Raw genomic sequence first — 17,860 nt, forward strand, 5'->3', positions numbered from 1 at the left:
TTATTTTCTCAATTGTATATCAATTGCAGTATTCCCTGCCTTAATAAAATATTTCATATCTACCTGGCCGAATACATTGATGTTGTCGTGACCTGTCAGGTAACTATTTTGTACAATAAAATCAGAATCACCGAATAATATTTTTTCAATGTATTTGCTGCTAATTATAGAAGCATTATTTCCTAATATTTCCTGCATATTTTGCATATGCGGGTTGTTTTTAATTTGATGAAAGGGGTTAAGAATCCACAGGTAATCTCTTGCTCGGCTTATTGCAACATTGTATACATATTCCTTGCTTAACAATGAGTTTTTATGACCAGTATAGTAGTGATTATTCGGATTTATTACTAAAATTATTATGTCGCATTGGTCACCCTGAAATCCATGAACTGTATCACATTTAATTTGTAAATTTTTTGATATTCCAGAAGCAACAATTAGTTTATTCATTAGAAGTGCCTGAGCTTTATATGGGCTAATAACACCAATTGAATAATTGGTATTTTCAGTATTACAATTATTCAGGAACTTGACTATTTCTGATGCCAGAATTCCTGCATACACGTGATAAGAACTGTACAGAAGTTTACGGGGTTGCAGGACAGAGGTGTCATGATCAATTGAGAAATTAATTAAAGAAACAGGATTGTTCAATGTATCAATAAAATTTTCTGGCAATGTTTTACGAGGTTCTTTTGATAAATTACGTCCGTGATATAAAAGATCTTCGTAAGAAAACTCACTAAATAATTTCCCAATAGCCTCAATGCTGCGAAACTGGGTGTTAAGATTTTCAATAATGTCATTTTTTCTTTTTGTTTTCTCCTGCTCTTCTTTGTCAAAACTGTGAATATTTAGCATCTTGTATATGCTTTCGTCGTCCAGATTTAGGCTTTCCAGATTTTTGTCACTTGTATCCACAATGGCGGGTATTTGCTTGGGGTCTCCTGCTACTAAATAATTTGTATTGGAATTAACCTCCTTTAGACTTAGAAGTGCAAAAACAATATAGGGTAAGCTAATCATAGATGATTCGTCAAAAATCACCAAATCCCACAATGCTTCTTTTTCAAAAAGTTTGAAATGTGCACCATGCTCTTTGCTTATCTTATAGTAAGGAAAGCGGTGAATTGTAGAAATTATAACGTTGGCACCATCAAAGACTAAATCATTCAGCGATACTTGATAGATATCCTCATCGAGCTGCTCTAACTCAGGGTCAGTAGCGCTTCCGATGCGAATAACAGATAACCCCACATTGTCGACAATTAATTTTTTTGCCAATACGTCGCCTGCTTTGTTTGTAGGAACCAAAACCAATACTTTGAATATTGGGTTCTTTAAATATTCCTCTTTCAGTATTTTACAGATTTTTGTTGTCTTGCCAGTACCTGGAGGGCCATATATAAAATGCAGAGGTTGCATTGCCTCCTGAATATTTTCCCATGGTGTAATAATTTTTTCGTTGGTAAAAACATCGTATAAGCGCTGAACTAAATCGAGGTTAGGAGAGAAGTTTATCTTGATATTAACAACCTGGCTAAAATTTGATGAAAATTTTGATTCTATTCCTTTAGGAATGTACGTAAGTAAATCTTGTCCTTTTTTAGAGACACCTTCAACAATGATGTTTACTTTCAAGCCACTTCGGAAAACCAAATTAATGCTAAAATCCTCAAAGGCCTCAATATTCATTGGTATCATGCTGTTGGCCCCTCTCAGGATAAAGTATTTATCCGATTTTTTGCCATTTATTGAATAGGGTTCAATACTTTGGAAGGAGATTGATTTTTGATCTGTAGTATCCGCTATTTCTTCAAATGTAAGTAGGTAGTTAATGTATGATTTAAACCAGTTGTAAGAATACCTTTCATTGGTTTTTATGTCCTCGACTATCTCATTCCGTTGTTCATCTTTGTTTCTTTCCTTCAAACTTTCGAGTAATAGCTTTGTGTCTTCGTTATCAAACTCATCTTTACCACTTGCTGTAAGTGTATTGTAGAAAGCTGCCAGCATTTTATTGCGGTCATTGATTAATTCTTCTAACCAATCAGCAAGATCAGATTTTTCATCTTCAACCAAGCTGCTTTTTAATGCTTCCAGGGAAATATCTGAGCGATAGTATAATTTCTTATTGGTTTCATGCTCGTCGTCAAGATAGTAGTCAGCAAAAGAAACCTTGCCGATAAAAATTTCATCGTTGCGAGTTTTTGCAAAAGCTCCATACTCAATTTTCGGAATTCTAAACAACTGAATTCCGTATTTTTTCAACCACGATTTATAAAATGGTTCATCATGTTCAGTGAAATCTTCCGGCTCGATGAAATAATAGTAAATTACCAACTGCTCATAACTTTCTCTTACAAATTCTAGGTATTCTTCATTATGAACAATGACCTGAAACGATTCGAACAGTTTTTCAGTGACTTCGGCATTAGCATTCTTAATTAATATTTCATAGTCAAACATTTCTAAAAAATAAGGCCAAACTCCCTGCTGGTTACCTAATAATATCAATTCATTTGAATACCATACAGGTATTCTTAATTCTTTGTTTTCTCCGGCATTTAAAAGCGTTAAAATGATTTCATTTATTTGATGGTGTTTTTGAGAGTTTGCTTTAAAAGGCAGAGCTTTTTCTGTCTGCTCGAAGAATCCATCAGCAAGGCCAACCAGCGTATTTGAAAGAAAAACGGTTGGAATGCCTGCTATGCTAACGGGAATTATACTCTGATTCTCGGAATCCATAAACCATTTTCTCAGCCTGGCAATATCACTCCCGTTGGTTTGCACACCCAATGCTCTTAAAAATGAGATTCTATCTTGTTCATTCTCTTTTACCCAATCAAGTATTGAATTATTCAGTTTTTCACTTTCTAAAATAAAATCTGAGTAAATTGAGAGTCTTGGATTGAAAGAAAAAATTTCTTCCCACGGTTCTTTATCTTTATTTATTCTTTGTTCATGGGGTGTTAGGTGCCAGCGTCCAAAAAGGTATTTTAATTTTTTAATATCATGGATTTCTGTATTTAAGACCTTGGAAGAGGACCCACGCTGAAAAAGGAAAAATGGAATAATATATTCATCTGGTTCGTTTTCGAGACTTGCGTTGTTTTTTCCATAATAAAAGACTTCTTTTTCTTTTAACTTAAGCAGGGTTGCAAGGCTATTATAATCTTCCGCCAAAACGTATTCCTTATCATAAAACTCAATGGTTGGAATTCCTGGCAAAACCCAATTGTCCTTAAGTTTTTGCCACTTACCAGCGGCATCCCGTACTTTGAACTTATTTAGAGTATCGTGTCCAAAATGTGAAGACAACAAAACAAGTATGAGTTGATGAGCATTTCGTAGTTGTCCATCAGATAGATTCTTTTCAAAATGTTTTATCAACTCCTCTGTAACGTCACCAGATTCAATTCTGAAAATCCTAGTTGCTTCTTTCCGAGTAAGCAGTTCTCGGTTTGTTGCTTCATCAGCAAAAACCAATATTTTACGGATTGCCCCGTCATCCTCCAAACCAAGAATTAGGGTACGAGATAGTTTAATAACTGAAGTTCCGTTATGAACAATTACATCATCATTAGCCGAATCAATTGAATTTAGCAGGAATTGAGAATCTTTTTCTTTAAAAATAATTTTGGCCTGTAACTGTAATCTTTCAATTTTGTCACCGGACAAAAGTCTTTTAATTAACCCGAGTACAACTTCATTAATTTTTTCATCCTCCCAGGTCAAATCCAGAGGCAGTTCATCCAGCGCCTTGAATAATCGTGCCAATGTTTCTTCATCTTCTTGCAGTAAAGCCTCAATTAAATCTGTTTTTTGTTCTTCATTTTTACAATTGGATTTTTCAATTAAAAACTCAGCCAATGCCATTCCTTGTAGGGGAACCATTTTTGAATAGCCATTAAGGGTTTCAGGTAACTGAAGCAATACTTCACCGAGGTATTTTTCGATGTACTTTTTTATTTTTTTGTTTTCGGTGAAATAGTTAGAAATGTCATTTCGGATGCAATGATATGACCTTTCTTCATTTTTGTAAACTGAATAATCGGCAAATAAATTGATGTTGCATACGCTGCAAAATCTGAGAAAAGAATGAATTTCATCTGGGTTAAAGATGTACTGATTTTTAGTAATGACCTTATTTGGAGAATTAATTAGAAATGGGATTTGGTTATGGACTGAAAGAAAAAACTCATCCGGAATTTGAAGTCCTAATTTATCATCAACTATATCCTGTATCTGGGAATATTTTTCAGAATCGATTTTTTGCAGGATCTCATTGAAATAGGGTGATTCTGTTTTTGAAAAGATCCCTTTGAAAAATATGCCTCCTTCATCCGTTAATTGTAATTCCTCATCTGCACTATATTTGCTTTCCTCGTAGTACTGTTTTATTTGGTCAAAGACAATGTATCTGTCTTCGGGGTCTTTTTGCATTAATTGCTGTGAAATTGTACTCCAAAACGCGTAAATGATATTCTCATAAATCAATGTTTTGTCGCGTAGAAGGTATCGGTCGACATCAACATGCTGCTCACTTTTATCCATCAAAAATGGCTTGAGCCAAGGAATTTCAGTACTTCTTAAGATGTTTTTTATCTTAACACAATTACCTAATTTGTTTTTAAACAACTTTAATTCACCAAGCCGTTCACTGCGTCTTCCTTCTTCTATCATGTTCCTGAATACCCAAAAAATATTTAGCTTCTCCTGAGAGTTTAATTTTTGAGTATCAGAGTTGCTGACAATTTCAATCAGTTTAGCCTGACTCCTGAGTTGAGAATCGGGGCTTAAGTAAGGGGCATATTTGCTGAAGAACTGGTAGCTGTCTAAGCTTATTTTGGTTGTTTTAATACCAATTTTCTGCAACTCATTTTCTGTATCCTCCAGTTTGTTGTGTAATACAATATATCCGTCATCTTGTTTCTCAACCAACTCATTGTCGCTTAAGAGTGAACTATCCGAGAACTCAAAAATTTTCAGATTTTTCAGATTTTGTTTAAAATGCTCTGAGCGGACTTTTTCATGGCTTTCTTTATCGAGTTCTTTTAAAATGATTTCAATCCGACTTTTATCCTCCTCTATCCAGTTATTTACATAAATGCTAATTCCTTCTTTGGATAAAAGTTGGAAAATGTCGAAAACCAACGGGTGTAGTTTTTCAATGGCTTTATACCTTATTAGATCAGGGGCTTCGGCTCCCCAATAAAACCAGGTGAGGTGATGCATTCCATAAGCCTCAAGGGGGAGATTAACTGCAGTTGTTTTTATTCTTGGTTGAGTAGATGACAAGGTGAATTCATCTGTATTATTCTCTTTTACCGGGACTATTCTTTTTAAAACCCTGGTTATTTCATTGATAAAAGGTTCTTTTACCCATTGGCGTTCGTAATTGGAGCTTTCACTAGAAGTTAATAAGGAGGCATAAAGGTTCAGGAAGTTTTTCTTGTCTTTTGGATTATCTGACTTATACAATTTTAGTAGTTCGTCCTCAAGACGGTTTGCAATGGTTTTTAATAAGCGTTCATTAATACCATCTTCGCCTGTAGTCCCTTTATGCAGGAAAGTACGGGAACTAGCTTTATAAAAGGCATTGGAATGTAGTACAAAATTAAAATTGTGTACCTCTTCGCTTAAAGGGAAGTAAAGATAGAAATTGGGAGCTCCCTTGAAATAGTCTTCCATGCTATCGTAATCCCGGAATCCAAATAAAACCTCAATATCCGATTCGCGTGAAAGTTTAGCTTTCTGTTCAGAGGTTAATTCAACCTCATTTCTTACGCCAAAACGAATGTATATGTATTCACTTAGATGCTCTGCTTTTGTAATCTCAAAATAAAGGTAATTAAGAGATGGTTTTTTAATAGGTGCCTCCCTGTTTAACTGAACGGTCTGGAGTGTATGTTTTTTCCGAATTTCTTCTTCAGCGGTTTCCTGAAGAATTGCCAACGAAAAACGTACTCCTTCCGCTAAGTTTTTATCGGCTAAATCATTTTCTTTACCAGTGCCGAGCTTGATGAAAAAGAGTGCTCCTTGTTCGTAAATTTCATCATTCAGGTATTCTCGGTAATTGTTAACCCACCGGCATAATGTTTGGTATTCTGATTGATTAAAAACAGGGGAGGTGATTTTTGTACCATCTGATAAGCGAATGTTTTCAGCAAAGGTGGTGTTTTCAGGTAGTGCTGGGAAGCAGGTGATCAGAATTTTAAACAACCAAGGATTATTGTCAGTAATGAGGTAATTTTGATTTTCTTTTCTCTTAAATAGAACAGGCTGTGGTTCAGGGTTTGAACCTGAGGCGAGTGCACCCAGTTCACGGTTTTGCCAGCTAAAAAGAATTGGACCAGATGGTTGATTGTTATTGAGAAGTTCTTCCAATCCATTGTCTTTACCAACCAGGCGGTGCGCCAGTTTAAAACCGATACCGAATTTACCAATATTTTGACTGTCGGCAGTTTTTGTTGATGAACCTACATTGAGAATGGAACGAACACTATCAAAATTGAACATATCGCCATTGTTGGCAATAAGCAGGTAATTGTTTCCGTCGATTTCGTCCTTTCCCCAGGCCATAGTAAAATGACTGGCTCCGGCATCAACTGCATTTTGAAGAAATTCGTAAACCGCCTGCCCATCTTTTGCCATATCCAGAAAACTGGATAAGAAGTTGCCAATTCCTTCTTCTGCATTTCCGTATCCTTCTTTATCTCCATGGTAAAGTGCGAACCATCCATATTTTCGTTTTTCTTCTTTATCGTGAAAATTTCCGATAAAATGTTCATCTACTTGTGAGGCATCAACAGGTCTGATTGATTTATAAAATTCTCGATATTGCCGGATGTTTTTTATTTTCATTTCTCTATGAGTTTTTAATTTTTATTGGCAATCCCGAGAGGTGTCGGGAGAACTCTTATATCATAGTTTATGGTTTATCCCTTAATCATGGGTTTTTCATTATTTTGTATAGGTTTCTTTAATTAAATGATTTACCCGCACTTTGCCACTTAACAGATCTTGCATGAGGCCAGTCTTTAATAACTTTAACTTCATATTTTTAGCTTCAATTATAGACTTGTAATAATTGACGTTTTGTATTTTGTCAATTATAAATTCTTGTTCTTTAATATTTTTGGGTACAAGAATTGGAAGACTTTGTAAACTGGCTTTATTAAGTTTAAATCGGCCAGCTCCCTGGCGAGTCAAATAAAATGTTATATCACGATGATTAAAAAAATAATGAATCCATTTAGTTGAACAAGCATTGGTGCCTCTTAATATATGTGCGTGGTTACTTACATTGAATTTGCCATTTACTAAAATTGTTTGTTCTTGAAAAGCCCATTTAAGATAATGGTCACCATCTTCTCCAATTAAAACAAATTCTCCATCAAGACGATATTCGTTGATTTTATCAATAATACCTGTTGCTCCGTAATAAGGATAATCACCGTTCATTGCCTCACGTACTTTTGCTGAAAGAGGCAAACGCTTATTATTATGCAACTCCATTACAGAATCAAGAGTTTTACAATCCCACTCCACCGGAATTCTCCCCAAAGGACTATCTTTAAACTCATGGGTTTCTTGCCTGCGGATATTGCCATTTTCGTCAATGCCTTTGGTGAGTAGGTCTTGCATTAAGCCGGTTTTAATACGTTGGTATTTGGCAATAAGCTGTTCAGTTTCGGTAATGGCTTCATCTACTTTGGAAAGTATGGTGGCGATTTGGTGTTGTTCGGTGGGGGATTTGGGGAGTAAAAAGCTTAAACTTTCAATTTGCTTTGGGCTTATATTTTTTTGTGCCCCGCCCGCAAAAAATGCTTCTAATTCTCTTTGAATTATACCTGAAGAAACAAGATAAAACAAATACTTATTATCAATGTTTTCTTGAACATGAAACCTTCCAACTCTTTGATTCAGAATATATGGTAAGTTGCCATGCTTAAGCATACATACTTTACCCAAATCACCCGTTAATCCAATTAAAACATCATTTTTATTTAATAAAAAGGGAGAATGAGTTTTTTTAAATATTGAAGATACATAAACTAAATCTTTAAATTGGAAGGTCCCATTCCCGACATTACCAATACGAACAAGTAGAATACCTTCCTCTTTGTAATCACTGGATTTGAAAGCATACCCTCCTTGCACTTTAAAGATATTTTCACCCGATATAAACTTCCACCCTTCCGGTATTTTCGCTTGATTTTCCTCCATTAGCTTAAATAGTTTAATTGGGTTAGAAAACCATTAAGTTCGTTCATGGTCTGGTTACGTTGTTTTTCAATGCTCTGTGCAGAAACATAGTATTTATCAAACAGGTTTTCGTAAGCTGCCACCAAAGCCCGTTTTTCGGCATTCAGGTAGCGTTGTAACTGGGTATTGATAATGTCGAAATGCTTTTTCAGGATTAGTTTTTTAGCTTCTTCCTTGGTTATGATGCCACCAATTTCTTTTAGTAAATTGTCTAAGCTGTCAATTTTTGCTTTTAAAATACCTTTATCCTTTAAACGGGCATTATAGGCTTTTGTAATTTCCTTAAACTGTTTTTTGGCTTCTAAAACTGCATTGAGTTTATCGGGCTGGTCTTTACTCTTTTTCAAAGCTTTTTCCAATGCTGAGGTTGATTTTTTAATTTTATCGTAGTCGTCTGTATCTTTCAGGTCAGTTTTAAAATCGGTAATGAGGTTTTCAATGTCAGTATCCAGCTTATCTATTTCTTCATTTGCTGCTTTCAACATCTTTTGGCTTTCTGCCTTTTCATCATCAGGGCCATGCCGTTTTAAAATCAGCTTCAGTTTTAATTCCTGCTGTTTCTCTTTAATTTGGGCTTTGTAGTCTTTTATTTCTTTTTCGAGGTCTTTAATTTTTTTCTCAGCTTCCTGAAATGGTTTCGCGTCTTCTGGTTTCTTTTTCTCGTTTAATAGATATTCAATTTGCGGCTTTAACTGCTCTTTTGCTAATTTGGGTGTTTGTTTTACTTCCCCTTCTTCTTCATCCTGCTCATATTCCACCAAATTCAATGCTTCTTCAACTGCTTCTTCCAGGTTGGTTTCTGCTTCTGCCTGCTTTATTTCAAGGTTTTCAATTTCTGTCTGCTCTTTTTTGAAAAACTCTTCAATCAGGTATTCGTCAGGTATTAGCCCGGCATCCCAACCATTTTGCATCATGGTTTTCAGGTCGTACTTTATATTGTCCCACCAGTTAACAAATACACCGGCTACCTGAAACTGGTCGAGCACACCAACAGGAACAAATTTGTCTTTTATGGATTGAAGTAATTGTTTACGGATATCAGGAAATCTTTCATCCTTCAAGGAAATATAATCAGCTATTGGTTCTTGAACCTGGTTTTTTTCATCCTTTTCTTCTCCATTGGCAAGTAACGAAAAATCATCTTTTGCCAATTGCCACCAGTCTGCAAGATGTACACCTAATTCAACAAGTTTGGTCTCAACTTTTTTATCGTCCTCAATGATTTGTTTAATTTCTTCCTTATCATCAAGTTTAAAAAGTTTGTAAGTATTATCCTTGTCTTTAAATAGTTGGTTGCCTTCAAAATCAAATTTTGGGCAAAGTGTTTTTTGAATTTTCTCTATTTCTGAAACAGGAATACCACCTACCAAATGAGCTTTTACATCTTCGGGTTCAGGTGGTGGAGTATTATCTACATATCTTCTGATGTTTAGCGTATAATCATTTTTCTCAATAGTTTCTAAGTCAACCAACTTTGAATAGTTGGCTTCTTCAATTTTGTTTTGAAAAACGAAATCAATCTTTTCAATATCCTCCGGCCTGAGAGAGTTTTGATTTTTTCCCTCTGCATAGTCTTTATCTGCATTGATGATAAATACTTTGTTTCTCTGTTCATCAGGCTTGCTTTTATTGAAAAACATTATACAAGCAGGTATACCTGTTCCATAAAAGAGATGTGGGGGCAAGCTTATTACAGCTTCCAAAATATCAGCTTTTAACATGCCTTCCCGTATTTCTTTCTCTTTACCTCCTCGGAATAATACGCCATGAGGCATTACAACGGCCACTTTTCCGGTTTTTTTACAACTTGCCAACATATGTTGCACAAACATTAAATCGCCCTTCTTTCCAGTTTCAGGAGCAAAGCCATAAGAAAAACGGCTTTGATACTGCATGGTGGCTTTGTTGTAATTTTGAGAAAAAGGTGGGTTGGCAATAACCCGGTCAAATTGAATTAATTGGCCATCTTTTTCGTTTAGTGGTTCCGCAATAGTGTCACCATATTCAATATTGTACTTTGAAATATTATGTAGTATAATATTCATTTTACAAATTGCTACTACTGCGGGATCGTTTTCCTGGCCAAAGAGTTCAATATTCTCTGGATTCTGCCCTTGCTCTTCAATATATTGGTACGATTGGATTAACATACCCCCCGAACCTGCTGTCGGGTCATAAATTGACATTCCTGCTTTTGGTTGCATGAGTTGAACCAGTAAACGCACAACCTGATGTGGGGTATAGAATTGTCCGCCTTTTTTTCCGCTTTCATCAGCGAAGTGTTTAAGGAGGTATTCATAAGCAGCACCAAGCAAATCAGGAAACTCAAAATTATCGTTGATTAAAGCAGGGAATTCATTGAAGTGGTCAATCATTTGCTTCAGGTCAACATTTTTTACAATCTGCTTTCCGTCCACTTCTTTGTTAAAGTTAATCCGTCCTTTGAAAATTCCCGATAAGGTGTCAGGGTTTGCTTCTTCTATTGCATCCAAAGCTTTGTTTAGCATTTGCCCTATGTTGTTTTGCAAATGCTTTATTGGTGGGTGTTTAACTCCATTTTCATCAGTAAATCCTTCATGCCATCTTGCTCTCTTTGGCACAAAGAAAGTTTCCCCATAAGTTATTTTTTCTTCAAGAATTGTATTTAAAGTTTTTTCATCAAGATGTTTGTAATCCCCGGTTTTTAATTTCTCTCTTTTTTGGTCAAAAACATCTGACATTCGCTTCAGGAATAACATTCCGAAAATGAATTCCTTATACTCCGCAGCATCCATCTTACCTCTCAGGATGTCAGCAGCTTTCATTAAAAAGTTCTCCAGTCTTGAGAGTTTAATCTTTTCTTTCTTCATCTCTAAGTTCTAATCCAAATTTAAAATCACACAAGATACAAATTCTGTTTCTGTCACCATGATTGGGGAAGAAAAAATTGCACTGCTGAGCAAGACAAAATGCGGTCTAAGGAATCTTTAATTGTTATTCACTTGAAGGCCATATTTTAGAAAATCGTAAAGACATATTAATTTTCGAAATTGAATATGCTTTAATTCCTCTGCTGCTCCGTGGAGCTTGGTTTTGAAGCGATAATTAATGAATTATTATCTTATCAAATAGTTTTCTTCCGTCTTTTGTCTTTAATATTATTGTATGAATACCTTTTGTTGGAACTGTAATAAAAGTAGATTCCGTTGAGACATTTGCATTTAAATAAATCAACTTTCCTTCAATAGTGTAAACAGAGATAGATTCTAAAATATCATCTTGTTGGACTGTAAAATATCCATTTGAAGGATTAGGGAACATTTTTATTCCATAATGTTCAAGAGAATTAATCGAACTACTTACATTCACTGTAATAGATACCGTATTACTTTCATAAGTGTTTCCTCCAATTTTTGAAAAACAGGCAATATAGTATGTTCCTGCTGATGAAAAATTAGGAGTGTAGCTTTCTGATGTTTCTGCAACACTAAAGGAAGTCCATGGTCCACCCTCAGAAGTTTTGTACTTCCATTCTCTTGACGTTTGGGTCGGGAATTCTGTAACTGTTAAAGTTAGACCATCTTTGTTAATAGCAATAGATTGCTCATTCTCAGGTTCAATGCCATTTCCTGCTATAACAATATGGACTTCGTTACTTGTTGCAACAGTTGTTCCCCATGTAGATTTGCAAACAATAAAGTACTCTCCAAATCCTGAGAAATTAGGAGTATATGTTAAACCATCTTCTAAATAATTATCATAACCACTTCCTGATGTGGTCGAATAATACCACCCTCTTGAATCAGCAGCAATACTTTCCGAAACTGTTAACTGAGAGCCATCTGTATCTGCACTTAGTATTTGCTCATCAATTGGTGCAATGCTATTGCTTGCTACATTAATTATCACCTCATTACTTGCAAAAGTACTACCTTCAATTTCAGAGAAACAAGCAACATAGTAATTACCCGAAATTGCAAAGTTTGGTGTGTAAATTTCGGCTGTTTCTAAAGTACTGAATGATGTCCAAGAACCAGAAGGTGAAGTTTTATACTTCCATTCTCTTGATGATGCTGTTGGATATTCAGTAACAGTAATGGTTGAACCTTCCGAGTTTACAGCGATTGTTTGTTCCGTTGTTGGAGCAATATTATTCCCTGCAACAGCAACTTTAACTTCATTGCTTAACTTACTAGCATCTCCCCAATTAGACTTGCAAACTATGAAATACTCGCCAACTTCCGTGAAATTAGGAGTGTATGTAGCGTCATTACCTAAATAACTATCATAATCTTTTCCTGATGTTATTGAATAATACCACCCTCTTGAATCAGAAGGTATTGTTGCAGATACAGACAATTGTGTTCCATCCGTATTTACAGGAATTGTTTGTTGGTTAGCCGGAGATATGCTGTTATCAGCAACTGTCACCATAACTTCATTACTTGTATATGAACTTCCACCGATTACAGAAAAACATGCAATATAATAAGTCCCTGTGCTTGCAAAATTAGGAGTGTAATTAGCTGATGTTTGAGCCGTAGAAAATGAATTCCAACTTCCTCCAGGAGATGTTTTATATTTCCATTCCCTTGAAGTAGCAGACGGGTATTCATTGACATTAAGAGTAGATCCATTTGTGCTTGGTGTAATTGTTTGGTCGTTTATTGGCGAAACGTTATTTCCAGAAACATTGACTTGAACCTCATTACTATACATGAATCCATTTGACCATGTAGATTTACATACAATGTAATATACACCAGCTTCTGAAATATTAGGTGTATATGTAGTACCATCTCCCAAATAATTAAAATACTCTTTTCCTGAAACCGTGGATGCAAACCACTCACGGTCAGACGAAGTATAATCCTCGTTTACAGTTAGTGTATTGCCATCTACATTTGGATTAACATTTTGTGTTGTAGTTGGGGTAATGTTATTTCCCGAAACTCTTATTATTACATCATTTGTCTCATATACCTTTCCTTCAATCGTTGAAAAACAGGCAATATAATATTCTCCGCTTTTCGCAAAATTTGGAGTGTAAATAGGAGTAGTTTCAGGAGTTGAAAAAGACTGCCATGTACCACCTGATGTCAATTTATATTTCCATTCTCTTGAAGTGGCAGCAGGGTACTCCTCAACAGACAAACCTTTTCCGTTATAACCAACAACTAAGCTTTGAGAAGATGTAGAAGAAATCTTATTACCATGTACAGATATTTTCACATAGTTACTTTCTTTGTATAAGGTGTCTAGTTTGGACTTACAAATTACGTAATGAACACCTAAAGAATTAAATCTTGGAGTATAAGTTTCGGTTGTTCTATATGTATTGCTTGTAAAATTACTAGGCTCATTTTTTGAATAATACCAGTATCTTGAATCAGCTACCGGTGATTCGGTAACAGTTAAGTCAGTTCCATTTGTATTAATGTCGATAATCTGTTCTGCAGTTGGAGCTATGCTATTTTCAAATGTTGCTGAACCATATCCATTAACAGTTATAACAACCTCATTGCTTGTTACAGTTGTATTATCCCATTTAGATTGACATACAACATAGTAGGTCCCCGATTCTGAAAATTTAGGCTGATAAGTTTCAGCTGATTTATACGTGTTTGTTGTATAATTGTACTGACCAGATACTTTTGAAACATGCCAATATCTTGAATCAGCAGCAGTATTCTCCGAAACTGTCAACAAATCCCCATCAGTATTAATATTGATAGTTTGAGTTCCTGATGGGGCAATAGTAGTTGCTTCAACAACCCTTACTCTAACCTCATTACTTGTATAATCTTTACCCTCTATAGTTGAAAAACACGCAATGTAATATGTTCCTATAGTTGTAAATGATGGATTTAAGAACGTTGAATCTTCGATAGGACTAAATGACTGCCAACTTCCTGCTTCTGAGGTTTTGTATTTCCATTCTCGTGAACTTGCGATAATATTCTCGTTCACTTTTAAGGTATTTCCAATGTTTCCTGTTACATAACATTGGTTTTCGTAAGGACTAATATCATTACCAATTACATTAACTTTAACTGGATTACTTGTTAATTCAACACCATCATATTTTGATTTGCATACCACATAGAAGATGCCGGATTCGTCAAAATTAGGTGTGTAATTTAAAGTTCCAGTATTAGTGTTATTTGTAAAGTCATCTGTTGCACTTGAATAATACCAACTTCTTGAATCAGCAGTTGGGAATTCTGTAACAGTTAATTCTGAACCGTCTTGTAGTACATCAATTGTCTGCTCTGTAACAGGGTCTATCTTGTTTTGCTCAACTACCCATACCTTAGCCATATCACTCATTTGAACATCGTTGCCATATTCAGAAAAGCAAGCAATATAGTATTCTCCTATAGTAGAAAAACTTGGAGTATAATTTGAAGTTGTAATTGCAGGGGTAAATGATTTCCAAATCCCCGTTTCTGATGTTTTATATTTCCATTCTCGTGAATCTGATGTTGGATATTCGATAACAGAAATATCTTCGCCTGTTTCTCCAACTCTTAAAAGCTGCGTTTCAGTTGATGATAATTTTGTTCCTGAAACATTTACAATTACTTCATTACTATTAACTGTGGTATTACCCCATTTAGATTGACAAATTACATAGTATGTGCCCGGTTCTGAAAATTCGGGATTATAATTCTCATCTCGTGCATTGTAACTTATTCTTTCATAAGGCCCACCCGAAGTTTTTGAATAATACCAATACCTACTGTCTGCCTCTGGACTTTCACTAACAGTAAGTGTTTTTCCTAGCTCATCAACATTAATATTTTGAGTAGCCGTAGGTGCAATACTGATGCCTATAACTTTCAGATTCGCATTATTACTTGTGTATATCTGTCCGTTAATATTAGATTCACAAATTATTTCATAATCACCTGCTTCTGTAAATATTTTTGATAATGTAGAGTTAGTTTGTTTTGGTGAGAAACTTGAATAAGTCGATTCGCCACCTTTTTTATATTTCCATTCTCTTGATGTTGCAATTGGCTTTTCCAAAACGGGTATTTCAAATAATGTACCTATATTAATTCCAAAATTTGATGGCGAGATAGCATTAAATACCTGATCTGTATTTTTTGTAAAGAATGTTTGTCTGTTAGAGATAACCCAATCATTATTGTTCCAAAAGTAAGTTATAGTTTCTGTTTTAAAGTTATTTTTATCATATAAATGAACTTCCTTAGTTAGGCTAGGAGGTATATCATGCGTTAAATAATTTAACGTGGTAATTACCTCTGTAAGGTTATTATTTGCATCATACTCATTTTTATATATTTTTTCCGAATATTTATATAGTTGATGTTTTTCATCAGCTAAATAGTGATCCTCCGTGAGTTTATTATTTTGAGCATCATAGGTGTATTCTTGTTTGTTCCAATTCTGCCATGTATTAGTAACCTTATCCCATTGAAACCATGTAAGATTTTTTTGATTACCATTCTCAAAATAATCATATTCAATTTTCCATGAATTTATCCAGTCTTTTAGTTTTTCATTCCATTCAAAAGTTTGAGACAATGTTGCTTTGTTATCACTATTAGTCTCGTAGTATGATTTATACCGAAAGTCTGAATCTATAACCCAACCTGTAGCTTCCCAATTATATTGAGTTCCTGTAGTTACACCATTCTCAACTTCATATTCAATCTTCTGATAATGCTCTCCCCATGAATTCGATACGGAATTCCATTGATAGTATGTATAAGCGTATTCAGTTGCACCATCGGTATAGGTACTTGTATGTTTCGATGTCCCAATCCATTTTCTTGATGATGTTTCAAAACGATACGATTCATAACCTATAGATTCACTATGTTCATTGTATTGATGTATAATTTTGGAGGAAGCTGAAGTCCCAAATGAATTATCTGTATAGGTGGAATCTTGCAACACAATTTGGCCATGTGTTAAAGTGTTAATTCCAATTAATAAAACTGTTGCTAATAGTTTTAGGGTAAAATTTGGGTAATTTTTTTTCATTTTTCTTAATGTTTGATGTTCTCTTATCATGTGCGTTGGGAAGAAGGATGTGGGTGCTTTTTGTTTTTGCTTTATATGTCGCAACCTCCCGGCTATATGCGCCTGGCGGTGGCTTTAAGATCCGCTGTGACTTTATCAGCTTGAACACAGTGGAGAGGGTAAAACGAAAACCTCAATATGCTGTGAGTACCACGTCTGGCATGTGATAGCTTCATTGTGCCCACGTCCTATGTTTTTATTATTTTACTCCAATTCAATCCAATCAAAATATCCATCGTAATAACTATCAACAGGAAAAACAATATTGAATCTATTATCTATCATTTTATGAGAGACTGTAATAAACTTGCCCGAATATTTTAGGTCACTATTAACGGCCACAATGTAATATTCGCCTTCTGGTAAAAGAACAATATTTTCAGTTAGAACATCATTATATTGATCTGAATTATTTACATCTAAGAGAAGTACAGCATAATCAGATTCTTCTTCTCTTGTTATAATTTCTCCAGGAGTGTTAGAGGAATAGTGGGTTTTAGTTTTTATAGTAATTGGATCTATTATTGATCCATTATCGAGCTTTAGTTTTCCATTCTCTTTTGTTAGAAGATCAAATGTTTCAGATTTTTTATCGTGAGGATATACTACATCATAATGGAATTCGTCTTTTTGTATTTCTGAAGTAATATCTTTAGCATCATAAAAATAAAATTTAGCAGCTGATTTCGAACATGAGAATATTCCACATGAAAAATTAGATGGATAAGGGTAACTTTGATCGAAGTAACCCTTATAAGCCCATAAAACAATTGAGGGATCTTCTTTTTCAATCGTATCATTATTCTTACTACATCCAATTAACAAAAATGTCATTGTAAGAGTCGATAAAAATAGATTTTTCATAATAATATGAAATTAATTAATTGCATTTTTTGTTTGTGTAATCTTGTAAATATAAGGTGTTTATTATGTTGTGTGTGCTTGATTAATAAAGTTGTTGTTTCCATTCTTAAAATAAAATACATATGAAATTTTTAATTTTTTTTAGTCCAATAAAAATAATGCGGATAGGAAATTTATTTCTATCCGCATTTTACAGTTAGTTTATTCACTTTTTTCCACCGCCTTTAGATCCACCTGAAGATTTACCACCTCCCGATGAATTATTGCTTCTTCCACCTCCTGATTTTCCACCTGTAGTCGAAGGCCATCCACCAGCATTTCCTTGTCCTTGTTGTCCTGTTTTTCCCATTGCATTCATCTTTTTAAGTTATTGCCTACTCCTGTTTTACGTCTTTTTTCGGTTTGTTCCGACAATCATTTAACAAAAACAAAAGGTGCACAAAACATCCAAATCCGGAATGCCTCGTACACCTTTATATTTCTTATCAATCAATCCCCATCCAGTGGAGGAGAGGAATATCAAATTTCTTTTAAGCTTTATGTGGGGTAGGGCCGTCAATTTGTTTTATTGTTTTAAAGTTTTTTAGTTTACTGTAAAACTAATTTTTTTGTTCTCATTTTCCAAAAATGGTTAACAGATTTTTTCCTAATTGTCATTAGGGAAACGAAAAAAAGGCCACCCTTAGGC

General features: G+C 34.7%; 6 protein-coding genes. All 6 read right to left on the reverse strand.

Annotation, left to right across the window (positions count from 1 at the left end; genetic code table 11):
- The gene (locus DDZ16_RS13680; RefSeq protein ID WP_109265050.1) at positions 1 to 6,870 is read right to left on the reverse strand and encodes an AAA domain-containing protein; all 6,870 of its coding nucleotides are present in this window, start codon (positions 6,868 to 6,870) and stop codon (positions 1 to 3) included.
- A 99-nt stretch (positions 6,871 to 6,969) separates the two neighbouring features.
- Positions 6,970 to 8,235, reverse strand: a complete 1,266-nt coding sequence (locus DDZ16_RS13685; protein WP_109265051.1) for a restriction endonuclease subunit S — start codon at positions 8,233 to 8,235, stop codon at positions 6,970 to 6,972.
- Entirely contained in the window at positions 8,235 to 11,123 is a 2,889-nt protein-coding gene (locus tag DDZ16_RS13690) for a type I restriction-modification system subunit M (protein WP_109265052.1), read from the reverse strand. Before DDZ16_RS13690 ends, DDZ16_RS13685 begins: the two co-directional genes overlap by 1 nt.
- Positions 11,124 to 11,358: 235 nt before the next feature.
- Positions 11,359 to 16,269 (reverse strand): T9SS type A sorting domain-containing protein, encoded by a 4,911-nt coding sequence (locus DDZ16_RS13695; protein ID WP_158275677.1) that lies wholly within the window; start codon positions 16,267 to 16,269, stop codon positions 11,359 to 11,361.
- Between the two features lie 243 nt (positions 16,270 to 16,512).
- The gene (locus DDZ16_RS13700; RefSeq protein WP_146192238.1) at positions 16,513 to 17,172 is read right to left on the reverse strand and encodes a hypothetical protein; all 660 of its coding nucleotides are present in this window, start codon (positions 17,170 to 17,172) and stop codon (positions 16,513 to 16,515) included.
- Between the two features lie 205 nt (positions 17,173 to 17,377).
- A complete protein-coding gene (locus tag DDZ16_RS20760) occupies positions 17,378 to 17,521 on the reverse strand; it encodes a hypothetical protein (RefSeq protein ID WP_158275678.1) in 144 nt (47 codons plus the stop codon).
- Positions 17,522 to 17,860: the final 339 nt, after the last annotated feature.

Origin of the sequence: Marinilabilia rubra, assembly GCF_003121985.1 — a bacterium.
Classification (GTDB): Bacteria; Bacteroidota; Bacteroidia; order Bacteroidales; family Marinilabiliaceae; genus Marinilabilia; species Marinilabilia rubra.

Coding starts and splice junctions, on each gene's coding strand:
- DDZ16_RS13680 (WP_109265050.1), bottom strand. CDS start 6,870: ATGAAAATAAAAAACATCCGGCAATATCGAGAATTTTATAAATCAATC.
- DDZ16_RS13685 (WP_109265051.1), bottom strand. CDS start 8,235: ATGGAGGAAAATCAAGCGAAAATACCGGAAGGGTGGAAGTTTATATCG.
- DDZ16_RS13690 (WP_109265052.1), bottom strand. CDS start 11,123: ATGAAGAAAGAAAAGATTAAACTCTCAAGACTGGAGAACTTTTTAATG.
- DDZ16_RS13695 (WP_158275677.1), bottom strand. CDS start 16,269: ATGAAAAAAAATTACCCAAATTTTACCCTAAAACTATTAGCAACAGTT.
- DDZ16_RS13700 (WP_146192238.1), bottom strand. CDS start 17,172: ATGAAAAATCTATTTTTATCGACTCTTACAATGACATTTTTGTTAATT.
- DDZ16_RS20760 (WP_158275678.1), bottom strand. CDS start 17,521: ATGGGAAAAACAGGACAACAAGGACAAGGAAATGCTGGTGGATGGCCT.